This window comes from Pectobacterium atrosepticum (assembly GCA_019056595.1).
GTDB classification, from domain to species: domain Bacteria; phylum Pseudomonadota; class Gammaproteobacteria; order Enterobacterales; family Enterobacteriaceae; genus Pectobacterium; species Pectobacterium atrosepticum.
Genome location: CP036163.1, coordinates 3938753 through 3965596, shown reverse-complemented (window position 1 = coordinate 3965596; position 26844 = coordinate 3938753). Strand labels below are relative to the sequence as shown.

The following is a 26844-nucleotide window of genomic DNA, read 5'->3' as shown; positions in this document are numbered from 1 at the left end:
ATCGCGAGCAGTAGTTCCGAACTTTATTTATCCGTAATACATATACGCCAACAGGAAAAAAACATGAGCAGAGAAAAAATTGAAGGGTCATTTGTTGCCCTCATCACACCGTTTAATGACGATGGTAGCGTGGATTTCGGCGCATTTGAGGCGCTATTAAAATTCCAGGAAGACAACGGCACGGCTGCCGTTTTGATTATGGGATCAACCGGGGAAGTTTCCATGCTGTCCCCAGATGAGAGAAAAGCGATCATCCGCCGTACCGCACAATACAGCACCAGTAAAATGAAGCTGTTCTACGGCTGCACCGGTAACAATACCGATACCACCATTGACTATGTTCGCTATGCGCATGACAACGGCGCAGACGGTGCCATTATCGCCGCACCGGCTTATATCTGCGCCAGCGAGAGCGATATCGAAAGCTACTTTCTGGAAATTGCAGACGCGACCGATTTACCGTTAGGGATTTATAACAATCCACCACGCGTGAAAACAGACCTGCACTGGACGTCGCTGCTGCGTATTTTCAAACACCCGAACTACGTTATTCATAAAGAATCTACGACTCGCGTGGGTCAGGTCGCACAAGTTCTGGCAGGAAATCCTGATGTTTCGGTGATGTGCTGCGACTCGCCCAATCTAGGCTTAGTGGTGCCAACGATGTCGCTAGGAGGCCATGGAACAGCCAACATGACGGGCAATATCGCGCCGGCAGAACTGGCAGAAATTTCTCGCCCGTGGAAAAACGGCGAGGATGCAGAACGCTTCCGTCAAGCCTATCAGCATTTGCTACCGCTGCTGCATTACACCTATTCGGCAATCAATCCGGTGGCGGTGAAATCATTGATGAAAGCGGTGGGTTTACCGGCGGGCAGTCTGCGCCGTCCACTGAGAGGATTACAGGGTGAAGCCTTAGATTCCGGCGTTCGCATCGTTAACGAATTAGGGCTGAGCAGCAAATACGGCTTTAAAAGCTGATTCTCTTCTGGGGATTAGCGTGTAGAACGCGAGGATTTACTCTCAGAAGTGGCGGAAATAAGGTGCCACTTCTGAGATTTCAAACGAAAGGGATGGCTACTGCGGATTACTGACTAACAGCGAGCCTGAGCCATTCGCCGTACTGCTTTGCCCGTTCTTCAATACCCAGACCCGACCATAGTGGTTATAGAAACCCGCCGAGTGCCCCGCGTCCGGCCCAATACCCTGGTACATATCGAAGTGTTGGCCTTTAATCGCCCCACCGACATCAAGCGCAATCATCAGGCGCATCTCATACTTGCCAGTGAATTTGCCAACGTTATCCAACAGCGGCACTTCCATTAACAGGGCAGTACCTGCCGGAATCAGCGAGCGGTCAGAAGCGACGGAAGCTTTCGCCACCAGCGGCACGGCGCTTGCTCCTTTCACTGGCGCAGACATCATCGGCTTAAAGAAGACAAAAGAAGGGTTCTGCTCAAACAGTTCACGCACTTCATATTCGGTGTGCTGATCCACCCACTTGCGAATCGCCTGCATGGACATATCTTCACGCGCCACTTCACCACGATCGATCAGCACCTTACCAATACTGCGGTAGGCATGGCCATTTTTGCCAGCGTAGCCGAAGAACGTTAACGGGCGTCCATCGCCAAAATCAATATAGGCGCTGCCCTGCACTTCCATCATGAAGTTATCAACCAGCGAGTTGGTCCAAGCGAGAACCAGTCGCTCATCCAGCGCACCTGAATAAATTCCGGCACGATCCGGTAGACGGCGGTTATTTTTACCCTTTGACGGCATGGCATATAAAGGATGACGAAATTCCCCCTGACGGGTATGCCGTGCCTGCAATACTGGCGTGTAGTAACCCGTGAACTGCACGTTACCAAAGTTATCGACACCTTCCATCTGCCAGGCGTTCAGACCAAATTTGCTCAGTTCGCGGGTATCAGCCCCTGACATCATCCAGTTTTCGATCGCCTGAAAAACTGTGTTATTACGCGTATAGAGATTCGGTGATGCCGACCGAATCTCCGAAACTTGGGTGATGAAATCCCGCGCATTGACCGGCTTTCCTTTGGCATTAGGCTCATTCACCAATTCCAAAGGCTGGTTGAGGTGACCATCTTTATATTGCTGCCCGCGATCGGTTGGCCTGGATTGGCACCCCGCCAGAATGGCAATGACCACTGCGGTCAGCACATATTTTCCCCACCGTCCCTTCATCTTTTGCGCTCGCTTTTTACATCAAAAATTTACCGTCGAACGATAACAAACGCCTATCGAGAAAGGAATGGGATAGCGCATAAATCAATGAGGCAAGGAAAAACGGCTCGCCACGCGGCATAGCAAGAAGCCATTTTCTGTAAATCGCTCCATTACGTTCACAAAACAATCCATCCGGCGGTAAATCAATCACCTAACAGCCAAATACAGCGTTTTTTACAGAAATAGGTTGCATCAATGTTCGCGGAGAGTATAGTGCGCATCCACGGACGCGGGGTGGAGCAGCCTGGTAGCTCGTCGGGCTCATAACCCGAAGGTCGTCGGTTCAAATCCGGCCCCCGCAACCAATTGATGTAAGTTGTTCATCAAAAGCAGTAAAGATAAGTCAGTACGGACGCGGGGTGGAGCAGCCTGGTAGCTCGTCGGGCTCATAACCCGAAGGTCGTCGGTTCAAATCCGGCCCCCGCAACCAATTGATGTGAGTCGTCCATCAAAAGCAGTGAAGATTAGTCATTACGGACGCGGGGTGGAGCAGCCTGGTAGCTCGTCGGGCTCATAACCCGAAGGTCGTCGGTTCAAATCCGGCCCCCGCAACCAACTAAGACTTAAGCAAAAAGCACCTTAACGGGTGCTTTTTTGTTTTCTGCGCCACATGTTTTCTACACATGCCCTACTTCTACGCTCGTCTACGACATATTTCCTTTAAACCGCGCCGACAAGACGCGGCCATACCTAATATTGACGACATCAGCGATACCAACAACACAAACTACCGCTCCGCCTGACTGGCAAAATAGGCTTTAATCCCCGCGAAAATAGATTCGGCAATCTGCTGCTGGAAATGACTGGTGCGCAGCTTGCGCTCTTCTTCCAGATTACTGATAAATGCCGTCTCAACCAGAACAGAAGGAATATCGGGGGCTTTCAATACCGCAAATCCGGCCTGATCGACGCTGTTTTTGTGCAGACGATTCACCTTACCCAGCCGGGTCAGGATCTCTTTACCAAACGTCAAGCTGTCGCCAATCGTCGCGGTCTGCACCAGATCGAACATGGTGTGATCCAAATAGCGATCGCCGCTCATGCTCACCCCACCGATCAAATCCGATTCGTTCTGGGTCTCAGCCAAAAATTTGGCAGCGGTGCTGGTTGCCCCTTTCTTCGAGAGTGCAAAAACCGACGATCCTCTGGCAGATCGATTAGTAAAGGCATCCGCATGAATCGAAATGAACAAATCGGCACGCTGTTTGCGCGCTTTCGCCACCCGTACACGTAGCGGAATGAATACATCTTCATTGCGCGTCATATACGCTTTCATGTTGGATTCATTATCGATCAGCTTGCGCAGGCGGCGGGCGATTTGCAACACGATGTCTTTTTCACGCGTTTTATTCTTGCCGATCGCGCCGGGATCTTCACCACCGTGGCCGGGATCGAGCATAATAATCAGCGGGCGATCCCGCCCTGCTTTCCCCGCTTTCGGTGCTTCCGCTGGCAGCGTGCGCTCCAATTCGCCTTTGTTGTAGTCCTCCAGCAGCGCCAGTAGCGGATCGTCTTCGTTGTCGTAGCGCCCTGCCGCAGGGTACAAATCCAGCACCAGTCGATGCTTGAATTCGGCCACCGGACCCAGCGTAAAGACTTTAGCCGTCGCCTGCTGCTTAAGCTCCAGCACCAAACGCACCGTGCTTTTATCAAACTGTCCGATGCGCGCTTCTTTAATCAGCGGATCGTTATCCTGCTGAAACTGGCTGGCTATTTCCTTTAGTACGCTGTTCAGATGAACATTTTCGATATCCACCACGATGCGTTCAGGATTACTGAGGCTAAACTGTTTATATTTCAGCGAATGATTGGATTCCAGCGTGACGCGGGTATAGGCCGAAGACGGCCAGACGCGTACGGCGATGACCTGTGTCGTCGCAGCCAAACCCACACCACTAACGCTTAATAGCCAGGTTGCTGCTGCGCTTTGTAATAGACGCCGTCGAGTCAGATGATGATTCGAATGAGACATGCCGCTCCGATCTAATTGCTGTGCGCTATCCTGCATTGTCGTGTTGCCAATACACTGGATATGCCATCAAAAAATGAATAAAGGTAAGAATTGTCAAAAACTTTAACGAATCTGCTCCGCCCTGTCATGCAAAAATCATATACAGGCCTTATAACTGGCGGATATCATAAATTTGAAGTATTAACCTCACTTTTCTGGTTAATACTTCCTCTTGCGTTTTACGCTATAAAGAATAAAAATACAGAAATTACGAATAAAAATGCAAAGAGGGCTCACAGTGAAGGAACGTAGTACAGAGCTGGTTCAGGGCTTCCGCCATTCAGTTCCCTATATCAATGCCCACCGTGGCAAAACGTTTGTCATCATGTTAGGTGGCGAGGCCATTGAACATGCAAACTTCTCTAGCATCGTAAATGATATTGGGCTGTTACACAGTCTGGGGATCAAGCTGGTCGTCGTTTATGGTGCCCGCCCCCAGATTGATGCCAACCTGACAACGCACCACTACGAGCCCCACTATCATAAAAATACCCGTATCACCGACAGCGCCACGCTGGAGCTGGTCAAACAGGCTGCGGGTATGCTGCAACTGGACATCACCGCTCGGCTGTCGATGAGCCTGAACAACACGCCGCTACAAGGTGCCCACATTAATGTCGTCAGCGGTAATTTTATTATCGCGCAGCCGCTTGGCGTTGATGACGGTGTGGACTACTGCCACAGTGGCCGTATTCGTCGTATTGATGAAGAAGCGGTTCACCGCCAGTTGAATAGCGGCGCGATTGTGCTGCTCGGCCCAGTTGCTGTTTCAGTCACCGGTGAAAGTTTCAATTTAACCTCAGAAGAGGTTGCAACCCAGCTCGCCATTAAGCTGAAAGCAGAGAAGATGATCGGCTTCTGCTCGTCACAGGGTGTGACCAACGAAGAAGGCCGCATCATCTCCGAGCTGTTCCCTGACGATGCGCAGCAGCGTATTGATGTACTGGAACAAGCTGGCGATTACCACTCTGGTACGGTCAGATTCCTGCGCGGTGCAGTCAAAGCCTGTCGTAGCGGCGTGCGCCGTAGCCACCTGATCAGCTATCAGGACGACGGCGCGCTATTGCAGGAACTGTTCTCACGCGACGGAATCGGTACGCAGATCGTGATGGAAAGCGCCGAGCAGGTTCGCCGTGCGACCATCAATGACATCGGCGGTATTCTGGAATTGATCCGTCCGCTGGAAGAACAAGGCATTCTGGTTAGACGCTCGCGTGAACAGCTGGAAATGGAGATCGACAAATTCACCGTCGTGGTACGTGATAACCTGACCATCGCCTGTGCCGCGCTTTATCCGTTCCCGGAAGAAAGCATCGGTGAAATGGCCTGCGTCGCGGTTCACCCGGATTACCGCAGTTCATCACGTGGCGATATGCTGTTAATGCGCGTTGCCGCTCAGGCGCGCCAGCAGGGTCTACAAAAGCTGTTCGTGCTGACCACACACAGCATCCACTGGTTTCAGGAGCGCGGCTTTTTACCCGCCGAAGTGGAAATGCTGCCGAAGAAAAAACAGGCGCTGTACAACTACCAGCGTCGCTCGAAGATTCTGGTGCTGGACCTCTGAATTATTCCATTCAATAAAGCTTCTCGTGGCCGATAGTAAAATCGGCCACGATGATTTCATCGGTTTAGGGCTGCTTGCCAAACTCACAGCTCAGCGTCGTCCACTTCCTTGCCTGTTCACTCAGCGTAAATCCTAATCCTAGGCGATCGGACACCCACATGCGTCCATCACGCAACTCTAGCTGCTCGTTGAAGAGCGGGTTCAGCCATTCGAAATGTTCCAGCCAGGGTTCAATCGGATAGGCCGCAGCCAGGTGCAAATGCACTTCCATCGCAAAGTGTGGCGCCAGCTTACGCCCATGTTTTGCCGCCAGATCCATGATTTTCAGGAAAGGAGAAATCCCACCCACACGCGGTGCATCAGGCTGAACAAAATCACTGGCATTACCAAGAATCAGCTGTTCGTGCTCGCGGAAACTGGTCAACATCTCACCCGTGGCAATCGGCGTATCCAGCGCTGCCGTCAGCGCCGCATGACCTTCTACATCGTAGGCATCCAGCGGCTCTTCAATCCAGACCAGATTAAAGGCTTCCATCTTTCTGCCCATCCGAATCGCCGTTTCGCGATCCCACTGCTGATTAGCATCCACCATCAGCGGGAAGTCGTCTCCTAACGCTTCGCGTACCGCCGTGAGACGACGGATATCCTCCGCCGTATTCGGCTGACCAACTTTCAGTTTTATCCCACCGATACCACTTTCGCGGGAGATCACGACATTTTTTAATACCTGATCCAACGGCGTATGCAGGAAACCGCCAGAAGTGTTGTAGCACTGTACGGAATCACGATGTGAACCCAACAGCTTCGACAAAGGCAAACCTGCACGCTTAGCTTTCATGTCCCACAGTGCAATGTCGAGCGGAGAAATAGCCTGCACCGCCATTCCGCTGCGGCCAACCGATGCCCCAGCCCACAGCAGTTTGGTATAGATCTTATCGATATCGTTCGGATCTTCGCCTAGCAGGTTATCCGCAATCTCTTTCGCGTGAGCGTAGATGCCTTGCCCACCCGCCCGCTTGGAGTAGCTGAATCCCACCCCTTCAAATCCATCACGACTACGAATTTCCGCAAAAATAATTGCCACTTCAGTCAGCGGCTTTTGCCTGCCTGTCAGCACTTTCGCATCGCTAACCGGCGTTGCCAGCGGCAAAAATGCCAGAGAGAGTTTTACCCATTCGATTCGATCGCCTGACTCGGCAGCCGTTCTGACGTTCGTGACTTTTGCATAGCTAACCGCCGCTGAATTTGCACTGATGGTCATGTATCACCTCATAAAATGATTGCGCTAACATTTATTAACCAAAAGGAAGATAGCGATAAATGAAGAAAAAACATGCAATATAGATCACAAATCAATCATTAAAATGCCATTACATATCTCAAACAACCAAATAATGATTGCGCAATCACCACAAAAAGTAAGAGGATAAAACGAAAATACGAAGCGGGAAGTTCAATTGCCAACGCGAAAAAACGAGAAAATTCGGCAGTTTGCTAAAAACACGGGTGACTGGAAAACCGATGTACCATCAACGATAATCCCACAACATGTGAATGTGCGCGCAGCTCAAAAGGGAACCTGTGATTGAAACGCGATAAGAACGCCAGCAGCACTCCGCCTCGAGCGCCCACGCTTGAAGATGTGGCTCGCGCCGCAGGCATTTCTCCCATGACCGTCAGCCGCGCCCTGAACAACCCGAAAATTGTTCGTGCGGAAACCGTGAACAAGGTGATAGAAGCCGTCCGTGCCACGGGCTACATCCCCAATATGTTAGCGGGCGGACTGGCTTCCAGACGCAGCAAGCTGATTGCCGTTGTCGTGCCGCAAATCAATAACAGCATGTTTGTTGATACCGTTCAGGCGATCAGCGATGAGCTGGCCGCGCGCGGTTATCACATGCTGTTATGCGTCTCTGGCTATACCAATGAATCCGAGGCGGAGATTGTCGCCACTCTGCTTTCGCGCCGCCCGGACGGCATCGTCCTCACTGGTATTCACCACACGCCCGAGCTCAAGCGACTCCTCCTCAACGCCGCAATCCCCGTCGTTGAAATCTGGGATTTGACTCCGACACCACTCGATATGCTGGTCGGTTTTTCCCATGAAAGCATCGGGAATGCCATCGGGCAGTATTTGATCGGTAAGGGACATTCGCGCTTCGGCCTTGTCTGGACAGAAGACGCGCGCGCCGGACTGCGTAAGAAAGGCATTTACGACGCCATACAAAAACAGTCGGGAAACTATGTGCGTGAAGCTATCGCCCCCTGGCCCGCGACGCTTGCGTTAGGGCGGCAAGGACTGAGCGAACTTCTCGCCGATAGCGAGGCTTTTGATGCCATCATTTGCAGTTCCGATACGCTGGCGCAGGGTGTGATTATCGAAGCCGCCGCCAGAGGATTAGCGGTGCCGAAGAAACTGGCAGTCATGGGATTTGGCGATCTTGATTTCGCGGCACACAACACGCCAAGCATTACCACAGTCAGGATCGATCGCTGGAAGATCGGCACCGATGCCGCGGCAATGTTAGCGGAAAAGATTGAGGGGAAGAACGTGCCCTCACCCGTCATGGATATCGGCTTTTCACTCATTGAGCGCGAGTCCGCCTGACGTTATCACCGTCACATACTTCACGCTGCATATGCGTTGTTCAAAATGCTAACGCCTTGCCTTTCAAACCGAATTATTTAGGCTACCGCGTTCCATTAATGAACGCGCTAATTCTCTCTTCCAACCCGCTATAGCGCTGCGTTGGCGTTTTCACCGCCCGACAGAGAATTCGGACATCGGTATAGAGTGACAAACGCTGGCGCGCACGCGTGATAGCGGTATACACCAACTCCCGCGTCAGCACGGGTAAATAGTGGTTCGGCAGCACCAGCGCAGTATGCTCGAACTCCGATCCCTGCGATTTATGCACCGTCATCGCATAGGCCGTTTCATGCGGCGGCAGACGGCTTGGCGTAACATCTTTGGTTTCGCCATTCGGCAAAGGGAAAAACACACGCAGCTCTCCACCTTCTCCCGTCATGGCGATACCGATATCGCCATTGAACAGACCCAACGCGGCATCATTACGTCCAATCATCACCGGTCGGCCGGGATACCAGCGGTTAAGCGGGTTGCGACTGCGCTGAATCAGCCCAGACTGATGCAAAGCCTGCTCGATGCGCTGATTGAGTCCCGCTACGCCAAACGGCCCTTCGCGCAACGCACACAGTTGGCGATAACGCTGGAAAGCATGCAGCACAGCATCTGGTGTCGCTCCCGCTGCAATAAGATCGAGATAATCACGATACCCTTCGACGCACTGTGCCAGCATCGCCTGATACTCTTCAGCCTCGGCTAACGGGCTACAGGTGATATCAGCAAACTCGCCGTTCAGCACCGCACGCACGCGGGCATCATCGCCGCCGTTCACCGCCAGCGCCAGTTGTCCAATACCGGAATGTGGATCGAAGCGATAGCTCCGTCGTAACAGGCAAATACTGTCACTGACCGTTGTCTGCCCTTCGGGGCCGCTCTCATCCAGTGCGCAGCCCGTTAACCGCTGCAACTGCTGCGCCCGCGCACGGCTATAGCCAGCCTCAGCAAAACGACAGATGTCACCTAACACCGCCCCCGCCTCGACGGACGCCAGCTGATCGCGATCGCCCAGAAAGATAATTCTGGCCTGTGCCGGAAGTGCGGCGATCACATTCGCCATCATCGGCAAATCAACCATCGAAGCCTCATCCACAATCAGCACATCCAGATGAAGTGGATTTCCCTGATGGTGACGCAGGCGCTGGCTATCCGTTACCGCACCTAAAAGGCGATGCAGCGTTGTCGCTTCCTGCGGAAACGCCTCTCGCTGTCGTTGATCCACCGCCAGACGGTGCAATGCCAACCCCAGCGATTCCGTTAGCCGCGCGGCTGCCTTTCCGGTAGGCGCAGCTAATTGAATACGTAACGCCTCTCCCGTGTTCAGCTCAATCAGCGCCGCCAGCAGCTTGGCAACCGTCGTCGTTTTCCCCGTCCCCGGTCCACCGGAAATAACCGCAATACGGCGCGTCAACGCAACAGCGGCGGCCACTTTCTGCCAATCAATTTCTTCGCCGGTATCAGGAAACAGCCGATCCAGTACCGCCCGAATCGCAGGTTCATCGATCGACATAGAATCACGCTCGCTAGCGATAAACTGCGCTACGCGCCCTTCACTCTGCCAGCTACGCTGTAAATAAAGTTTTTCGCCTTGCAGCACCAGAGGCGTCGGTTTGCTGCCGTCGCTAACGGCATCGGACGCCAGCAAACGTTGCTGCCATACGGCAACCGTGTTGATCCCAGATTCTGTGATCAGCTGTTGCGCCAGTTCAGGTTCACGACCGTCAAATAGCGTCTGCGCCTGCAAGTTTTCCAACGGTAGACACACGTGCCCCGCGCCCGAATGTGCACTCAGGCAGGCGGCGGCCAGCAACAGTTCAGGCTGCGTGTCATCTGCCAACATTCTGGCAAACTGGATATCCAGCGGGCGCAGCAACCGCCGCGCTTGCGCTATTTCAAGCAAGGCAATCATGATGAAACTCCTGTGTCAGCATCATCAGGTGCCCTTCCCTTAAACACATCACCGTTGAACACATCACCTTCGAACAATGCATCAAGCCCGAAAACAAATTCAGCAGGAGGGCGAAAAGCAAAGATGCCATTACCGGGGTGGGATTCCTCAACACCGCGTAAAAACAGATAAAACACCCCGCCAAAATGGCGCTCATAGTCATAATCCGCAATGCGATGACGCAGATAGCGATGCAGAGCCAACGTGTAAAGCTGATATTGCAAGTCATAGCGGTGCTCGGCCATCGACTGCGCCATGGCAGTCTGAGTGTAAGCACTGGCCTCAGGGCCAAGCCAATTGGATTTGTAGTCCAGCAGGTAGTAACGTCCTTCCCAGCGAAAGACCAGATCGATAAACCCTTTCAGCATGCCTTTAACCTGCTGAAAAGAGAGCGCCGGACACTGTGCGGAGAGCGGGTCGTAGTGCTTTGCCAACCGATCAAGCTGCGCCGCCTGTATCGGTGCCTTAATCGGTATATAGAACTGTAGTTCAGCCTGCTTATCCGAATTATCCAGCGCCGATAGCGTAATCCCTTGCTCGTTAAGCGGCGTATTCAAAAGCGTATCCATCCATGCCTTCAACACCGGATGCCAGTGCGCTTCAAACCCCTGAAGCTGCAACTGTTCGGCCAGCCAGTCATCATCAACGGGTTGGGTAAAATCCAGCGTTTCAAACAGGCTATGCAAAAACGTCCCCGGACTCGCACCACGCGGGAACGTATGCGGCGTCAATTGGGTTTCACCCGCTTCCTGACGTTCACCTATCGCTTCAATATCCAGACGCGGCACCAGATCCTGTGCGTTTGCAGCACCATGTTGCTGAAGCCCCGAATAACTGGTTACTCGCCAGCCGTCACGCAGTTGGCGCTCAATATGGCGAGCCCGCAGCTCTGGTAATTCTGGTTGTTCCGGTTGCCAGCGCTGCGCTTCCGTCGCCTGTAGTCGTGTCAATGCGACACCGTCGCCCACCATTCCCTCAAGCTCGCTGACCAACGTAGCGACATCCGCCTCTTGACCCCGCTGGAGCAAATAGCCCAGCGCACTATGGTGCATATCACTGCTGCCATCTTTCTTACGCGACCGCTGAACGGGCGCAACGCCAACGCTACAGTGGTAGATAGAACGGGTGAGTGCGACATACAGCAAACGCAAATCTTCCGCCAGCCGCTCTTCTTCCGCCAGCGTCTGACTTTCTTCATTATTTTGCAGATCCAACACGGCCTGATAGCTATCGCGATCGTGATAAATCCCCTGATCCTGCACGCGGAAATTGCTGATGAAAGGTAGCCACACCAGAGGATACTCCAGCCCTTTCGATTTATGGATCGTCACGATCTGCACCAGATGGCGGTCGCTTTCCAGACGCAGCTGTTGGTTTTCTGCCTGCGGATTAGGCTGGACAATCTGTTGCGATAGCCAGCGCACCAGTGCGTGTTCGCTGTCGAGCGTTGCCGAGGCATCCTGCAACAACTCACCGATATGCAAAATATCGGTAATGCGGCGTTCCCCCTCAGCACTCGCGAGCAGGTTCTCCGCCAATTGATGGTGGCTCATCAGCGCACGCAGCATTGGCAGTACACCCCGTTGACGCCACAGCGCACGGTAGCCAGCAAACTCGTCCACCAGCGCATCCCACGCGGTTTCGCTTTGCCCTAAGGCATCAACTTGTTCGGCATCCAGCCCCATTAGAGCCGTCGCCATGGCGCTACGTAACGTGCGCTCCTGCTCGGGTGCCAACACCGCCTGCAACAACCACAAGATATCGCTGGCTTCAGGCGTAGTGAACACGCTATCGCGATTGGACAGGTACACCGAGGGAATGGACAAACGGCTCAGCGCATCACGAATCAGCGAGGCTTCACGTCGGCTACGCACCAGCACGCTCATGTCAGAGGCTTTGACCAAACGCCGGGAATCATCGGTTACCAGCCAGGCCTCATTGCGCTGACTGGCGGCTAGCCAGTCACGAATCTGCGCCGCACACTGGCGCGCCATCTGCTGCTGATAATCCCCTACGCCAATAGGTTCTTCACCCGTTAGCCAGAATTGCAACGCAGGCTGAGGCTGTCCGGCAACGTCAAATACCAAACCGCGCTTAGATTCCGCAGGCTTGACCGGCAGAAAAGGGATATTGTGAAAAATAAAAGAATGTTCGAGACGTTCAAAAAGGCGATTAACACCGCGCACCATCTGGTGCGACGAACGCCAGTTCGTGCCCAGCGTATAATGTGCAGCCACTTCTCCACGCGCGTGCATATAGGTAAAAATATCCGCACCGCGAAACGCATAAATGGCCTGCTTAGGGTCACCGATCAATAATAGGCCACATTGCGGCTGCCCGACATAAAGCGTGCGGAAAATACGATATTGTTGGGGGTCGGTATCCTGAAACTCATCGATCATCGCCACCGGATAACGCTCACGAATGGCATTGGCAAGCTGTTCGCCACTCGGCTGTTGCAATGCATCATCCAAACGGCTCAGCAGATCGTCAAACCCCAGTTCCGCACGCTGCCGTTTTTCTTCACGCACAGAATCCCTAATTGCCGACAGCGCACGTACAATAACCAAATCACGCAGCGATAGCGGCGTTTCCAGCAGCCGCTCTGTTACCTCAAAGATGACATGAACGGGCGGTTCACCTTTCTTCGTCTTCTCAATTAACGTTTGCTGGGCAAACCTCACTAGATCTTTCGGCAGTTGATAATCCAGCGTCGGTTGCTCAGCCCACAACGTGACTTTCTGTAGCCAGTTGGGAAGATGCTTACTGCTATAGCTGCGTTTATCGACACCAGAAGCACTGATCAGTGCTTCCAACTCCGGTGCTGACGCCAGCCAGCGTTGTTTGTAAGCGTCGATCGTCGCCACGATTTTCTCATGTCGACTCAGCAACGTTTCGTCCTCTTCTGGCGGCAAGCGAAACGCAGGCGCTTCACCGTGCAGATAAGGCGCCAGATCGGCCAGCAAATTCTCCGGCCCTTTCCACTCCAGACCGACAATACGCGCAACGTCTACCGGCAGCGGATAACAATAGCGACGCCAGAAATCAGCGCAGGCCTGACGGCGTAACGGCTGCTCATCTTCTATCAGCACCTGTTCAAAAAGCACGCCGGATTCAAACGCATTGGTACTGAGCATACGTTGGCAGAAACCGTGGATCGTGTAGATCGCCGCTTCGTCCATTTGCCGTTCGGCTGCCAATAATACATCGGCGGCCTCTCGATGATCCGCAATCTCCGCCAGCAGCTGTGCTAGCGAGCTATCCTTAGGTTCCTGCGCCGATTGAACCTGCGCGTTTTTACGCAGGCAGGCAATGCGCAACGCGTGAATTCTGGCACGAATGCGTTCGCGTAGCTCTTCGGTCGCGGCCTCCGTAAAGGTCACAACCAGAATTTCTTCGACCAGTAACGGCCGTGGATACGCGGCTTGCTTACCCAGCCCCAACAGCAGACGTAGATAGAGCGCAGCCAGCGTATAGGTTTTCCCCGTTCCAGCCGACGCCTCAATCAGCCGCTCTCCTAAGAGCGGCAACGTCATGACGTCTAATGATTGCGGCGCGGCATTTTTCATTCTGCTGAAACCTTACCGACAGCTTCCGATGCCGCTGGCTGTGCTGCTGGTGCAGGGATCATCGTGGGAGCTTTCTCACGCGGCAACGTTTTCTGCAATGAAGACGCATCCGCGTAGGTATGCCACCCTTTCGGTGCAGCATAGTCAGCTTTACCATGATGGCTACCGGAAACCTGCGACAGCACCGCCAGACCTTCAGGCTTCAGCGCCTGCTGGAAGAAATCTGCCAGTTGCTTCACGGTCAGCGGCTTGATTTGTTCGAGCAATTTCTCGCGCGAATCAAAAGCAAAATTTTCCCGATCCAAATCGCTACGCAGTCGGCTGGCCTCTTCGCCCAATGTTTGCGGACGCTGGCTCAGTTCATTCATCACGCCTTGCTTATACTGCGCAAACTCGTCTTCACTCATCTCACGCAGTCGCTTTTGCGCTTTCAGGAAAAAGTCTTCATAGCGCTGATACAAATAAGCGGGTTGTTTGCTATTGCTTTGCAATAGGAAGCCGATTCCCATCTGTCGGCCAACGGTCGTCGGGAAGGCAAACACCGCATAGCCCAACTGCTCTTCCGTTCTCAGTTGGCTATAGAACCAAGGTTGAACGATCTGCCCCAGCACCGAGCCATAGGCCATGCTTTGTGTTTCCGAGTAGCCAGTCGGCACATACACCGCCGCTAACGCAGAATCTGTGCTGCTGCCTGGGCGCTGTAGGTTGGCAAGCTGCGGCTTACTGACTTTAACATCATCACTGCGCGACAGATTTTCGCCGTTAGCCTTCAGATGCGCTTTCAGCGTGTTCGCCAGTTCGGTTACCCGCTCTGGTGCCAGATTGCCGACGACCAGCATTTCCGGCGTGGCTTTTTGCAGCAGATCGTTGCGGTAGTTAACCACATCCTGTAAACGGATATCTTTCAACAGCTTACGACGTTCTCCACGCTCGAAGTAAGGCAGTTGCGATACCGCCTGAATCGGCTGTAGCGCCTGTTCAAAGGCTTTTGATTTCTCGACTGCATCCAACTGCTGCAAGTACCAGGATTTAGCCTGCTCCAACTGTGCTTCCGTCGAGGTAAAGGAGGCATAGCCATCCGCCAACGTCAGTAGCAACCGTGGCAAATGTTGGGTATAGCCATCTGCACTAATCACCAGGCCATCATTGCTGCGGGTAGAGAAACTGATGCCACCAATCGACGCCTGATAGCTCAGTTCATCCAACGCCAGACCGGCCAGATAATCGTTTAACGCAAACAGCACCTGATTACGGGCGGTACTGCGTGCTTCCTGATTACGGAGAAACAGTGTGATCTCTGCTTTTGGCTCATCGGCGAAGTAGTGGCTTGGCATGTACAGCACGCGCAACCCCGGCTGATTCAGCAGGAGCGTCGGTTTAGTCATCGCCTTATCCGTGTTGATCAGAGAGAAATCATCCGGGATGTAAGGGTTGATCGTTGGCAACGACAACGACATTTTCTGACCCAGCGTTTTCCATTTTGCAAAGGTCGCAGACGGGATTTTATCCATCTCGTACGGCGCATCGACAAAATAGGCGACCTTATTATGAGGCTCATTCGGGCTGATGACCCAAACACGCGCATTCTGCGGCGTCATCTCATCCAGTCGTGCGGCGATAGCCTTCGGATCGTAGCGATCCGCCACATACTGCGCATCCAGCGTGTGCTCGACCGGCACGCGCAGCATGGTATCAACCAGCCACTCGATGTAATCCATATCCCGGCTGATGGACGGATAGCGGAAATCCAGATCCATAACATGTGCGATCTCATCAAAATAACGCTGTTGAATCCCTTCGGTACGGATTTGTTGCAGGTAACGGAATATGGCTGCAATCACTTCGTCGCGTTGCGCCAAGCCTTTGTCGGTCAGCGAGGCTGAAATAGCGAACATCCCGCCGTTGCGGTCGATTATCGGTGAAGAACCGGCACCAATAGACTCAACCAACCCTTCCTTTTGCAGCCAGTCGGAGAGCGTATTCTGGCTGCGATTGCCGAGCAGATAGCTGATATAGGTATCCGTCTTACTACGGAATTCCTGGCTAATATCGCTGACGCGAAACTCAATACGCAGCTGTTTTCTCGGCTGGGCAGGAACATAGTGAATCATTACGCCACGCTGCTTCTCCGTCGTTACGGGAACCGTAACCGCAGGGATGCTAGCGTTGTGATTGGCAATACGCCCGAATGTGTCGACAGCCAGTTTCGCCAGTTCAGGCAGAGGTTGATTGCTATAAATCACCCCTTTCATCAGGTTGGCTGAGTAGTATTGCTGGTAGAACTTCACCAGCTCATCATGCAGTTTGCTGCCGGGTTTATCGCTCAGGGTTTCAAGATTACCGCCTGAAAAACGTGCGCTTGGGTGCGCAGGATTCAATGTTTCCGCCCCTACCTGTGCCATGCGGTGACCGTCACGTGAACGCGCCATCGTCAATTCCGCATTGACCGCATTACGCTCGCGATCGGCGTTTACCGGATCGAGCAGCGGCTCCGCGATAGCATCGGCCATCCGATCCACGGCAGGCCGCAGCGCATCGTTTTCCACTTCCAGATAAAATGCCGTGCGGTAAGACGCCGTACTGGCATTGTGGCTACCGCCATGCTTTTTCAAAAACTCGGAAAGCGCCTCTGGTTCTGGGTAACGTTTCGAGCCCATCAACACCATGTGTTCGAGGTAGTGCGCTAACCCGAGTTGATTATTGGGATCGTCCAGCGAGCCAATAGGCAGCGCCAGTGATGCCAGCGACTTGGGTGCCTGTGGATCGGAAACCAACAGAACCGTCATTCCGTTATCCAGTTTAATCGCCTGATATTGTCGCGGATCTTTTTCGCTTTTTCGAATCGTCTGAGCCAGCGGTTGCCAACCCGTTTCAGCCCAACTCGCCGGAAGCCAGAATGTGAATAAAAGAAACCACCCGGTAATCCAGACCCACTGTTTACGCATGCAATTCTCCAACCTCATATCCATCACTTTTCACGTTGCAGTGCGTTATCTTTTCGCACCTCGAAATCGATACAGACATTATTCAAAACACATTCATCAAGCCAGATTAGAGCGGAACGGTGGCAGTAGCCAGATTTGCGCCGCTTCAATCACCTCATTCATTCGTTTTTCATCCAACTCACGAATAATGCGTTGCAGGTAATAATCTTCACCTTCCCCTCGCATTCCCATGTTGCCCTGCCAGGCTTGCAGCAAGCGGGCACGCGCCTTATTCTGCGCCTCTTCATCTGACCGCAGGCTATCACTTTCACGATCATAACATTCAGCCAACCATGCACTCCCTGCTTTATTGAGCAGTAACAGCGGCTTACTCATTCCCTGACGATATCCATCCAACATGACGCTCAGATGTTCTCTGGCCTGCGCTTCCGACAGTGCGGCAAAGCGCCATGCGGTGTCTTCCCGCCCATACAGCCGACTTTCTCCCTGTCCACCCGTTGCACAATAGGCCAGATGTTCCAGCCACAGCGTAATGCCATCCTTCATGGAAAGCGTACCGGCACGCCAGCGCAGCAAACCATCCGGCTGAACCTGATTCAGCCAGCCGCTAACGCGCACACCGTCAAGGAGGATATCAACTTCCCGGCTCACCGACAGCGACGGTGTTAGTTCATCACGCACACGCGCGGCTAGCTGCGCCATATCCTGCTGCTGTTCCTGCCAGTAAATTTCGCCAAACGCGCCGTAGGGCAATTCGCCCGCGGCTCTGGCGCGACGGTACAGTTTTTCCGTATCGCCTTCATTAATCAAAGTATTAAGCAGCTCGCTATTCAATTGATAGCGATTCAGGCTATCGACGACAAAGGGCTCTTCATCCAATAGTTCGTCACTGTGCAGCATAAAACTCACACCAAGCCGCAGTTGAAAAAAGGCTCGCACAGGGTGGCGATAAAAACGCTTCAGATCGTCCAAACTGACATCGCTATCACTTGATCTTTCGGACAGCGCTTCACGATCAAAATCAGGCTGGGCTTCCCCTTTTCGATTCGCCGCCGCCAGCCACTCTGCCGCAAAACTTAACGGCTGCGGTGTAGGCAAGAAGTTATGCGCATCAAAAGGCATACGGCTATGCTCACGGCAGAGGTGCTTTACAACGCGTTCCGCGCTGCTATCGATATCCAGCGCTTCATCGCCCGGCAGGACATAGCTCTGCGCGATATATTCCGTCAGTTCGCTGACCAATACGGAAGGATAGCGGCGCGTATTATCCTGGATCGAGCGCCCTATATAGCTGATATAAAGTTTATGCTGTGCCGACAGGAGCGCTTCAAGAAACAGATAGCGGTCATCGTCACGTCGGCTACGGTCACCGCGCTTGATTTTCCGCCCCATCAGATCGAACCCAAGCGGTGGCAGCGTCCGAGGGTAAACGCCATCGTTCATGCCCAGTAAACACACGACCTTGAAGGGGATGGAACGCATAGGCATCAGCGTACAAAAGTTGATAGCACCGGCCAGAAAACGCTGGCTGAGTCGCTCTTGATCGAGACGCCGTGACAGTTCATCACGTAACCGAGAGATCGGCACCTGTTGCGGATAATGCGCCATCGTGCCCATGCCAATCACGTGCTGCCACTGTTTTTCAACTAGCGCCAGCGCCGCTTCGGTCTCGCTATCCGCATCAAAGAAGGTTTCGATCAGTTCTCGGCATAGCGGTAACCAATCGACCAGCAAACGTGGCTGAGACAGGCGCTGGCGCCATTGATGAATCTGCATCAGCAGCTCGGCCAGTTGACCAGCCAACTCCGCAATCAGCCCGCTGGATTCATCATAAGGCAGCACGCCCTGCCAGTCGCCAACCTGGCTATCCATCGCATAGCCCAGCAGCATCCTCGTCAGGCCGAAACGCCACGTATGCTGCCCCGTTGGCGGAAGCATCAGATCGCGTACGTTGTCGTCATCCAATCCCCAGCGCACGCCCGATTCCACCACCCACAGGCGCAAACGCCGTAGCCCTTCTTCCTGAATACCGAAACGGGCAGCCAACGCAGGGACTTCAAGCAACGCTAAAACCTGCTCCGCCGTAAAACGACTGGTGGGCAAATCTAACAGACTGATCACCGCCTGCAACGCAGGATGCGCATGTCGCGCACGCTGATCGGAGATGGCAAAAGGCAGATAGCGGTTGTCCGGAGCGTTGCCAAACACGGCCTGAATAAACGGGGTATAGCTGTCGATGTCCGCCATCATCACGATCACATCGCGCGGCATCAGCTCAGGATCGTCTGCCATCATGGCCAACAGCCGATCGTGAAGCACTTCAACCTCACGCTGCGGACTATGGCAGGCATGGAAATCAATCGAACGGTCATCGGGTTCCAGACGGCGTTTCTGAGCGCTTGTGTTCTGTGTCTCGTGGCTTACCGCTACGATCGCATGATCTTCCAACTCAAGGATGTCGCGCTGCAAAGTTTGCAGTAAGTTTTCGCCATCCGACTCAACAAAGGCATCGATTTCCTGAACGTTATCCAATTCGGCCAGCAGATACAGGTTATCGCGCCCCAGCTTGCCCCACGATGCGAGCAGCGGGTTATTAATCGACTGTTTACCGTCGTCATTGAACAGCGTTTCTGCCTGTGAAAGATCGCGAAATAGCGGGCGAGTCTCATCAGTCTGCTCGCGTCCAAAGCGATGTAAACGGCGGTTGCGGGCTTTTAGCTTCGCCAGAAATTTATAATCCTGAATGTCACTCCAGTAATGGCGGCAGGGATTGGTAAATAACAGATGCACATCAATGTGCTGTGCCAGTGCGTTCAACGCCTGTAAGTAGATCGGAGGTAACGCGGAGATACCGCAGATAAAAACGCGTGGCGGCAGACCTTTAGGACATGTTTTTGCCTGTTCTAATGCATGAATAAAACGTTGGTATAGAATCGCATGGTGCCATTCGGGCTGCGCCAGTTCACGCGTGTAATCCACCAGCGCGCGCCACAGCGCCGATTGCCACAGTTGGTTACCACCGAGATCGTCAACCAGTTTCCCCTCTTGCCATGCTTTAATCCAATCAGGGCGATAAATCAGGTATTGATCGAAAAGATCCGCCACGCGTCCGGCAAGTTGGTGCAACTTGCGCTGGTTATCATCATCCTGCAAATAGTGGTTAAGTGCTGAAAAGTCAGGCTGTGCCAACAAATCGGGTAGCAAATGCATGAGTTTCCACGTCATCGCATCCTTGCTGAAGGCGCTTTCTTTTGGAATATCCGGCAGCACATGGCGACACATATTCCACAAAAAAACGCCGGGCAGCGGGAATTGAATATTGGCAGCAATGCCAAAGTCCGTAGCCAGTTCAATTTGCAACCACTGCGCCATCCCCGGGCTTTGTACCAAAATCACTTCCTGCTGGAAAGGATCCACAAGCGGCTGACGCTTTATCAGCTCAACCATCAGTCTTTTCAAGATATCCAACTGATTGGAGTGATAGATTCTAAACATTCTGGCTCCTGCTACCGCTGCTTACGATTGATCATTCATATACCCGTCATACTTCAAGCTGCATGTGCGTTGGCTTCTTTTACTCACCCCAATCACTTACTGGTGGTGATGGCAGGCAAAACCAACGGTTCAGTGTAGCCTGATAGCGACGTGGCGTCATGACTCTTGCCGTTACCTGACGGCATTCTCCGCTTTGTTGCTGTTCTAACAGGCTAAACTGCCAGTTTTTACCCGACGGAGACGTTGCATCATCAAGATTGAACGAATGATACGACACACCCGCTTCATAGGCCTCAAGCTGTTGCATAGCAAACCGCCAAGCCTGACGCTGTTGCCACTGGTGCTGAAATGACTGTTGTAAGATCTGGTGATATTGCAGTAGCCCCATCAGCGATACGGCAAACAGCAACGCCGCCACCAGCGTCTCCGGTAAGCTGAAACCAGATTGACGACTTACGAATCTGTTATTCACTGCGCCACTCCGTTGCATCACAGCGTGCGACATCTTTATCTGGGCAAAAGTCTAGCCAGCCATTACCTAATGGTTGAATAGCAATCTGGCCCGCCGACAGTGCCGAAAATGACACTCGCTGATACAGCCTCAACGCTCGCACAGAAGCGGGGAGCGTCCCTTCGCCGCGTAGTATTCCTTGATCCCCATCCGAGGCTGCACGCAAACATACCGCTAGCTGTTCCGTCGACAGCTGCTGGCACTGCCAGTTTTCCGTTATCGTGCCCCAGCGCTGCCCGCTTCCCCAGTTCAGTGAGGACAATGCCTGATTGAAGGCTCGCAGATAGTATCGTTCATCGTTTCCCATCTGAATGGCGGCATCAAGCTGGCGTTGCAAACCAGACATTAGCAGCAGGCCGATAATAGCGATAAGCAGCACCATAGCCAGCGTTCCACTCCCTCCTTGCTTTCCTGTCCTCATTGGTTGCGACCGAGAATAATGCGAGTGGTATGCTGCCGAACGGCAGGACGTTTGGCCCAATAACCAGCCAGTTGCAGTTCATACAACGCCACCTCATTTTGCGCAGACAGGCGCTGTAGTCGGAACACCGTGAGCACCACCTCCTGCGGATCGAACAGCTTCTCCCACCGGTCACCCTGACAGTTATGCGCCCCACTCTGAATTTCCAACGACCTGCCGCGCAGGCGATAGCCAAAAGACTCGGCATCCTGCTGTTCTCCACCATCCCACACGCCATTCCGGTTCAGATCGTAAGAGACATTCAGGCAGCTGTTTTCCACTTCTCCCGGATACTTCCCCATGCTGATCGCCTTTCCCTGACACGTTCCCGCACAAAACCCCGCCCGACGGATATCTTTCTCAATTCCCATCGCTACCTGACTGAATAGCTGTTCCAGTCGGAAAAGCTGTGCGCTGTCCTGACTTTGGCTGCGCAACAGAGGGTACAACTGCGCTGCCGACAGCATAATCAGGCTACCTAAACTCAACGCCAGCAGGATTTCCGGCAGTGTGAAGCCGCGTTGTTCACACCCTAACCCTGCTTGTCTCAATACGTTCAGCCTCCACACTCTCTGTCTCAACACGATCTGTTTCAACACTTTCTGTTTCAACATAAGGGAATCGCCAAAACAGCTTGCGACTCGCTGCACAGACGAATGCGTCCCCTCACCGAGATAACCAGACGCAGTTGCCCCGCAGCGTTCGATAACGAGATGTGCCCAGCCTGTGCGGCGTTGCGCAAGCCAAAGAACGTGAAAACATTGCTTGTGGACTTTACCAACACGACATCCTGTGTGCGGCGAACGAACTGTCCCGCATCGTTCTCACGGCATACCGCCTCTGCCTGCTTTTCATTCTGACCAGAAACCACACACCACAGCGCCCCCTGTGGTATCAGCTTCGCTGTGCGGGTTTCGTTATGCCAGTAGGCATTGGCCTGAACCCGACTCAAAAAGTCGAGCAGTTGCTGCACGCTCTGTTCCAGACGGATGGCCTGCTGATACTGAATCCAGCCATGCAGGCCGCCGCCCGCCATCAGTGCCACAATCGTCAGCACCACCAATAATTCAAGCAAGGTAAATCCTCGGAGTTGTCGATTCCCTGTTTTCATGGCGTCAGGATAGTGAGTCTTATCCGCAAAAACAGCGTGTTAACAGCGCTATACGCGGCGGTTCGCAATGTTTTACTGCAACGATGTAACAACAGGAAAAACGTGCGGGGAGGTGGGAAAGCGAGGAAACAAAAAGGGCCGCATTACGCGGCCCAGAGAAACGATGAAAGGCTTTAGATTGCCACCGGTGCTTTGATGGCAGGATGCGGATCGTATCCCTCGATTTCAAAATCTTCGAAACGATAGTCGAACAGCGTATCTGGGCGGCGTTTAATCACCAGCTTAGGCAATGCGCGCGGTTCACGGCTCAACTGTAAGTGCGTCTGTTCCATATGGTTGTTGTACAGATGCGTGTCACCACCTGTCCAGACGAAATCACCGACGTCCAGATCGCACTGCTGCGCCACCATATGCACCAGAAGCGCATAGCTGGCGATGTTGAACGGCAGGCCGAGGAAGATATCGCACGAGCGCTGATAAAGCTGGCAAGAGAGTTTGCCATCTGCCACGTAGAACTGGAAAAACGCGTGGCACGGTGCCAGCGCCATTTTGTCCAACTCGCCCACGTTCCAGGCGGACACGATAATACGGCGAGAATCTGGATCCTGTCTCAACTGGGTCAGGACATTCTTCAACTGGTCGATCTGACGACCGTCTGCGGCTCCCCACGAACGCCACTGTTTACCGTAAACTGGCCCCAAATCACCGTTCTCATCTGCCCATTCGTCCCAAATACTGACTTTGTTTTCATTCAGATAAGCAACATTGGTATCGCCGTTCAGAAACCAAAGTAGTTCATGGATAATCGAACGCAGGTGGCATTTTTTGGTGGTAACCAGCGGAAACCCGTCCTGCAAGTTGAAACGCATCTGATGGCCGAAAATGGAACGCGTGCCCGTACCGGTACGGTCGGCCTTCGGCGTGCCTTCTTCAAGCACTTTTTTCATCAGATCCAGATACTGTTTCATACTACCTCACCACAAATATTAAAGAAGGACGGCGGATTATTGCTGTGCAGGCTGGCGGCGATAGGCCCAGACCATCATCAGAATACCGGCGAGCACCATTGGCAACGACAGGATTTGTCCCATGCTGAACAGGCCACCGAACAGCCCTAACTGCGCATCCGGCTGGCGGAAGAATTCGGTAATAATCCTGAACATACCGTAGCAGATAAGGAAAAGTCCCGACACACTGCCCATCGGCCGAGACTTACGAATAAAGAGGTTCAGAATGATAAACAGAGCCACACCTTCCAGCATCATTTGATACAGCTGGGAAGGATGACGCGGCAGCATACCGAACTGATTGAAAATCGTCTGCCATTGCGGATTGCTGACAGCCAGCATCATATCTTCGCTGCGCGAGCCAGGAAACAGCATGGCCCACGGGGTATCTGTCGTGACACGTCCCCACAGTTCGCCGTTGATAAAGTTGCCCAAGCGGCCTGCACCGAGCCCGAAAGGAATCAGAGGCGCAATAAAATCAGCGACCTGGAAGAAATGGCGTTTGGTTCGATGAGCAAACCACAGCATGACGCAGATAACGCCCATTAAACCGCCGTGGAACGACATACCGCCATCCCAGACTTTGAAAAGATAGAGCGGATTTTCAAGAAATGACGGGAAGGCATAAAACAGGACATAGCCCAGACGCCCGCCGACGAAGACCCCAAGGAACCCCATATACAGCAGGTTTTCGACTTCATCCTTGGTCCAACCGCTACCCGGTTTATTCGCCCGACGCACCGCCAACCACATGGCAAATACAAAACCCACCAGATACATCAGCCCATACCAGTGCAGCGCCAACGGGCCAATTGAGAAAATCACTGGATCAAACTGAGGAAACGCCAGATAGCTTGTCGTCATCATTCACCACATATTTTATTGTGTTATCCCTGCTTTCGGGATCGTCATTGATAGGCAAAAGGCAGGAGAATGAATCCATTCCTGCAAACCGCGGTGGCGAATCATAGCATACGCGCCCGTGCTCATTGCTCGCTGTGGGGAAAAGTTCTGTAAAACATTTATACTCGTTATGCTTCAAGTTGCCTGTGCGTTGGCTGCGTTACGCATTAGCGCCCGCCGCGAATCAAGCCGCCCAGTCCATGCTCTTCCATGAAAATCGCCGCCCACTGTCGAACTTCCGTCGCACTCTGTGCGCTCAGTAATTGCTTCACCAATGCCTGCGACTCAGCCAGCGTAATTTGGCGCAGCAAATATTTAATTCGCGCAACGCTGCGCCCGTTCATGCTGAGAGAGCGATAACCCAGTCCGGTCAACAGCAGTGCGCCAAGCGCTTCCCCGGCCATTTCACCGCACACGGAAAGCGGAATGTTATGTCGTTCACACTCGACAGCAATCATATTCAGCGCTTGTAACATCGAAGGATGAAGGCTGTCATAAAGCGATGCTACGTGAGCGTTGTTACGATCTACCGCCAGCAGATACTGCGTCAGATCGTTGGTGCCAACCGAAACAAAATCGATGCGGGAAGCCAGTTGAGGGAGCAGAAACAGCATCGATGGCACTTCGATCATGATCCCAATCCGCGGCTTGGGCTGCGGGAAGCCCAGTAATTCTTCTACCTCGCCTGCGGCCTGATCGATCAGGCGACGCGCTTCACTGATTTCATCCAGGCTGCTGATCATTGGCAACAGAATATTGAGATTACCGATATGCGCGTTAGCACGCAGCATGGCGCGCACCTGAATCAGAAAAATTTCAGGCTGATCGAGGGTAATACGAATGCCACGCCAGCCAAGGCAAGGATTCTCCTCGCTGATAGGCAGATAAGGCAGCGGCTTGTCCGCACCAATATCCAGCGTACGCAGCATCACGGGGCGCGTAGGATAAAGATCCAACATGCTTTGGTATTGTGCCATCTGCTCATCTTCGGACGGAAACCCGCTTTGCAACATAAAAGGGATTTCCGTGCGGTACAGTCCAACACCATCAACCTGATTGATAAAGCGTTTTTCATGATCGGCGCTTAATCCCGCATTCAACATGACCTGAATGCGCTCACCGCTTTTCAGCACGGCAGGCTGCTCCATCTCGCCTTCGGCCAGACGAGTTAGCTCGTTTTCTTCCGTCAGCAGACGCTGGTATTCCTGCACCAGCACCGGTTCAGGATCGACCAGCAACTCACCGCGATAGCCGTCAATGATCAACTGTCGCTGATGCAGCAGCTCAGGCTGAATGTCCGCGCCAACCAGCGTAGGAATGCCCATGGCACGAACCAGAATCGCCGCATGTGAATTGGCAGCACCGTCATAGACAACGACGCCCGCCAACCGCTCCGGCGGCAGTTCCGCGAGCAGCGTAGCCGTTAATTCATCCGCAACGAGAATAAAGCGTTCAGGCCATTGCCCCATGATTTGCGCGTTATCGTCGAGATGAAAGAGCAGGCGTTGCCCTAACGCACGCAGATCGCCTGCGCGCTCGCGTAAATAGGTGTCCTGCAAATTGGTGAACTGCGCCGCAAAACGCTCGATAACCAGCTTTACAGCCCACTCGGCGGCGTTGCCCGCATCTACTTCCTGAAACAGTTCACGTTTGAGGCGCGCATCATTCAGCAAGTGCGAATACAAATCGAAAATCGCCGCGCTTTCTTTCTGCGCGCTGGCGCTAAACCGCTTGCTGAAGCGACGGAATTCCGCCGTCGCCTCTTCTAACGCCTGCGTTAAACGGGAACGCTCGCGCTCACTATCCAAACTGGATGCGGGGAAAACCTGTTCCAGAGAAGGTTGGGTACAATCCTGCCAGCCAGGGGCAATCGCCACACCGGGTGCTGCGACTAGCGCTTTAACGCGCGTCTGGCGGTATTGGCCAAAGAGCGTTTTTATCTGCGAAAGGGAAAGAATAGCGGCCATCTGCGTAGCCAGCGTCACCATGAACGACTCTTCGTTTTTATCAAACTGACGATGTTCACGCTGTTGAACCACCAGCACACCCAGCAGGTGGCGACGGTAAATAATGGGAACACCGAGAAAAGAACGAAAATGTTGCTCTTTGACCGCGGGGATATATTTGAAGCTGGGGTGCGTACGAGCGTCGGCCAGATTGATGGGCTCAGCACGTTGCCCAACCAGCCCGACAATGCCTTGCCCAAACGCCAGCGTAACCGTGCGCCCGCGCGGCTTTTTCAACCCGCGCGTCGCCATCAGGTAATAGCATTGACGATCGTGATCGGCCAGATAAATGGAACAGACTTCCGTGTCCATAGCCTGACAGGTCTCATTGACCAGAATGTCCAGCGCATCACTAAGGCGGGCCGTTGCCGCAACATTTTCGACAATTTCTCGCAAGCGCGTGAGCATAATGTGTCTGAA

General features: G+C 53.2%; 17 protein-coding genes and 3 tRNA genes. 6 read left to right on the top strand and 14 right to left on the bottom strand.

Annotated elements, in window-relative coordinates; genetic code table 11:
• Positions 1–63: 63 nt before the first annotated feature.
• Positions 64–981, top strand: coding sequence for a 4-hydroxy-tetrahydrodipicolinate synthase (locus DCX48_18730; protein QXE16361.1), 918 nt, complete (start codon positions 64–66; stop codon positions 979–981).
• Between the two features lie 96 nt (positions 982–1077).
• Here DCX48_18730 and mltA read toward each other — a convergent pair whose 3' ends face one another.
• Entirely contained in the window at positions 1078–2208 is a 1131-nt protein-coding gene (gene mltA / locus DCX48_18725) for a murein transglycosylase A (GenBank protein QXE16360.1), read from the bottom strand.
• A gap of 270 nt (positions 2209–2478) precedes the next feature.
• Here mltA and DCX48_18720 point away from each other — a divergent pair.
• The 3 genes from DCX48_18720 to DCX48_18710 all read left to right on the top strand — a co-directional run bounded on the left by DCX48_18720 (position 2479) and on the right by DCX48_18710 (position 2805).
• Positions 2479–2555, top strand: a tRNA-Met gene (locus tag DCX48_18720).
• 48 nt (positions 2556–2603) lie between these two features.
• Positions 2604–2680, top strand: a tRNA-Met gene (locus DCX48_18715).
• Positions 2681–2728: 48 nt separating this feature from the next.
• A tRNA-Met gene (locus tag DCX48_18710) sits at positions 2729–2805 on the top strand.
• A 172-nt stretch (positions 2806–2977) separates the two neighbouring features.
• Here the strand turns inward: DCX48_18710 and DCX48_18705 are convergent.
• On the bottom strand, positions 2978–4222 hold the full coding sequence (locus DCX48_18705) for an N-acetylmuramoyl-L-alanine amidase (GenBank protein ID QXE16359.1): 1245 nt from the start codon (positions 4220–4222) through the stop codon (positions 2978–2980).
• 277 nt (positions 4223–4499) lie between these two features.
• On the opposite strand from DCX48_18705, the gene DCX48_18700 reads away from it, so the two are divergent.
• The gene (locus DCX48_18700; protein ID QXE16358.1) at positions 4500–5825 is read left to right on the top strand and encodes an amino-acid N-acetyltransferase; all 1326 of its coding nucleotides are present in this window, start codon (positions 4500–4502) and stop codon (positions 5823–5825) included.
• 64 nt (positions 5826–5889) lie between these two features.
• Here the strand turns inward: DCX48_18700 and DCX48_18695 are convergent, their stop codons facing one another.
• The gene (locus tag DCX48_18695) at positions 5890–7086 is read right to left on the bottom strand and encodes an L-talarate/galactarate dehydratase (GenBank protein ID QXE16357.1); all 1197 of its coding nucleotides are present in this window, start codon (positions 7084–7086) and stop codon (positions 5890–5892) included.
• Between the two features lie 324 nt (positions 7087–7410).
• On the opposite strand from DCX48_18695, the gene DCX48_18690 reads away from it, so the two are divergent.
• The gene (locus DCX48_18690; protein QXE16356.1) at positions 7411–8433 is read left to right on the top strand and encodes a LacI family DNA-binding transcriptional regulator; all 1023 of its coding nucleotides are present in this window, start codon (positions 7411–7413) and stop codon (positions 8431–8433) included.
• Between the two features lie 82 nt (positions 8434–8515).
• Here DCX48_18690 and DCX48_18685 read toward each other — a convergent pair whose 3' ends face one another.
• From DCX48_18685 to ptsP, 11 genes are all read right to left on the bottom strand, one after another.
• Positions 8516–10378: an exodeoxyribonuclease V subunit alpha gene (locus tag DCX48_18685; protein ID QXE16355.1), complete on the bottom strand. Its 1863-nt coding sequence runs from the start codon at positions 10376–10378 to the stop codon at positions 8516–8518.
• The gene (locus DCX48_18680; GenBank protein ID QXE16354.1) at positions 10375–13986 is read right to left on the bottom strand and encodes an exodeoxyribonuclease V subunit beta; all 3612 of its coding nucleotides are present in this window, start codon (positions 13984–13986) and stop codon (positions 10375–10377) included. The genes DCX48_18685 and DCX48_18680 overlap by 4 nt, the downstream gene beginning before the upstream one ends.
• Complete coding sequence (locus tag DCX48_18675; GenBank protein QXE16353.1) at positions 13983–16931, bottom strand: pitrilysin; 2949 nt, start codon at positions 16929–16931, stop codon at positions 13983–13985. Before DCX48_18675 ends, DCX48_18680 begins: the two co-directional genes overlap by 4 nt.
• A 96-nt stretch (positions 16932–17027) precedes the next feature.
• Entirely contained in the window at positions 17028–20426 is a 3399-nt protein-coding gene (locus DCX48_18670; protein ID QXE16352.1) for an exodeoxyribonuclease V subunit gamma, read from the bottom strand.
• Positions 20427–20505: 79 nt separating this feature from the next.
• Positions 20506–20916, bottom strand: coding sequence for a prepilin-type N-terminal cleavage/methylation domain-containing protein (locus DCX48_18665; protein QXE17307.1), 411 nt, complete (start codon positions 20914–20916; stop codon positions 20506–20508).
• Positions 20891–21319 (bottom strand): DUF2509 family protein, encoded by a 429-nt coding sequence (locus DCX48_18660; GenBank protein QXE16351.1) that lies wholly within the window; start codon positions 21317–21319, stop codon positions 20891–20893. Before DCX48_18660 ends, DCX48_18665 begins: the two co-directional genes overlap by 26 nt.
• A gap of 35 nt (positions 21320–21354) precedes the next feature.
• A complete protein-coding gene (locus DCX48_18655; GenBank protein ID QXE17306.1) occupies positions 21355–21966 on the bottom strand; it encodes a prepilin peptidase-dependent protein in 612 nt (203 codons plus the stop codon).
• Positions 21967–22004: 38 nt separating this feature from the next.
• Positions 22005–22508 (bottom strand): prepilin peptidase-dependent protein, encoded by a 504-nt coding sequence (locus tag DCX48_18650; GenBank protein ID QXE16350.1) that lies wholly within the window; start codon positions 22506–22508, stop codon positions 22005–22007.
• Positions 22509–22681: 173 nt separating this feature from the next.
• On the bottom strand, positions 22682–23476 hold the full coding sequence (locus DCX48_18645; GenBank protein QXE16349.1) for a thymidylate synthase: 795 nt from the start codon (positions 23474–23476) through the stop codon (positions 22682–22684).
• A gap of 36 nt (positions 23477–23512) precedes the next feature.
• Positions 23513–24379, bottom strand: coding sequence for a prolipoprotein diacylglyceryl transferase (locus DCX48_18640; GenBank protein ID QXE17305.1), 867 nt, complete (start codon positions 24377–24379; stop codon positions 23513–23515).
• A gap of 206 nt (positions 24380–24585) precedes the next feature.
• A complete protein-coding gene (gene ptsP, locus DCX48_18635; GenBank protein QXE16348.1) occupies positions 24586–26832 on the bottom strand; it encodes a phosphoenolpyruvate--protein phosphotransferase in 2247 nt (748 codons plus the stop codon).
• Between the last annotated feature and the right edge of the window lie 12 nt (positions 26833–26844).

What these genes read in the sequence shown, in the direction of transcription:
- DCX48_18640 (QXE17305.1), bottom strand. Translation starts at nt 24,379, where the DNA reads ATGACGACAAGCTATCTGGCGTTTCCTCAGTTTGATCCAGTGATTTTC.
- mltA (QXE16360.1), bottom strand. Translation starts at nt 2,208, where the DNA reads ATGAAGGGACGGTGGGGAAAATATGTGCTGACCGCAGTGGTCATTGCC.
- ptsP (QXE16348.1), bottom strand. Translation starts at nt 26,832, where the DNA reads ATGCTCACGCGCTTGCGAGAAATTGTCGAAAATGTTGCGGCAACGGCC.
- DCX48_18660 (QXE16351.1), bottom strand. Translation starts at nt 21,319, where the DNA reads ATGGTGCTGCTTATCGCTATTATCGGCCTGCTGCTAATGTCTGGTTTG.
- DCX48_18705 (QXE16359.1), bottom strand. Translation starts at nt 4,222, where the DNA reads ATGTCTCATTCGAATCATCATCTGACTCGACGGCGTCTATTACAAAGC.
- DCX48_18695 (QXE16357.1), bottom strand. Translation starts at nt 7,086, where the DNA reads ATGACCATCAGTGCAAATTCAGCGGCGGTTAGCTATGCAAAAGTCACG.
- DCX48_18670 (QXE16352.1), bottom strand. Translation starts at nt 20,426, where the DNA reads ATGTTTAGAATCTATCACTCCAATCAGTTGGATATCTTGAAAAGACTG.
- DCX48_18665 (QXE17307.1), bottom strand. Translation starts at nt 20,916, where the DNA reads ATGCAACGGAGTGGCGCAGTGAATAACAGATTCGTAAGTCGTCAATCT.
- DCX48_18685 (QXE16355.1), bottom strand. Translation starts at nt 10,378, where the DNA reads ATGATTGCCTTGCTTGAAATAGCGCAAGCGCGGCGGTTGCTGCGCCCG.
- DCX48_18645 (QXE16349.1), bottom strand. Translation starts at nt 23,476, where the DNA reads ATGAAACAGTATCTGGATCTGATGAAAAAAGTGCTTGAAGAAGGCACG.
- DCX48_18675 (QXE16353.1), bottom strand. Translation starts at nt 16,931, where the DNA reads ATGCGTAAACAGTGGGTCTGGATTACCGGGTGGTTTCTTTTATTCACA.
- DCX48_18730 (QXE16361.1), top strand. Translation starts at nt 64, where the DNA reads ATGAGCAGAGAAAAAATTGAAGGGTCATTTGTTGCCCTCATCACACCG.
- DCX48_18680 (QXE16354.1), bottom strand. Translation starts at nt 13,986, where the DNA reads ATGAAAAATGCCGCGCCGCAATCATTAGACGTCATGACGTTGCCGCTC.
- DCX48_18650 (QXE16350.1), bottom strand. Translation starts at nt 22,508, where the DNA reads ATGAAAACAGGGAATCGACAACTCCGAGGATTTACCTTGCTTGAATTA.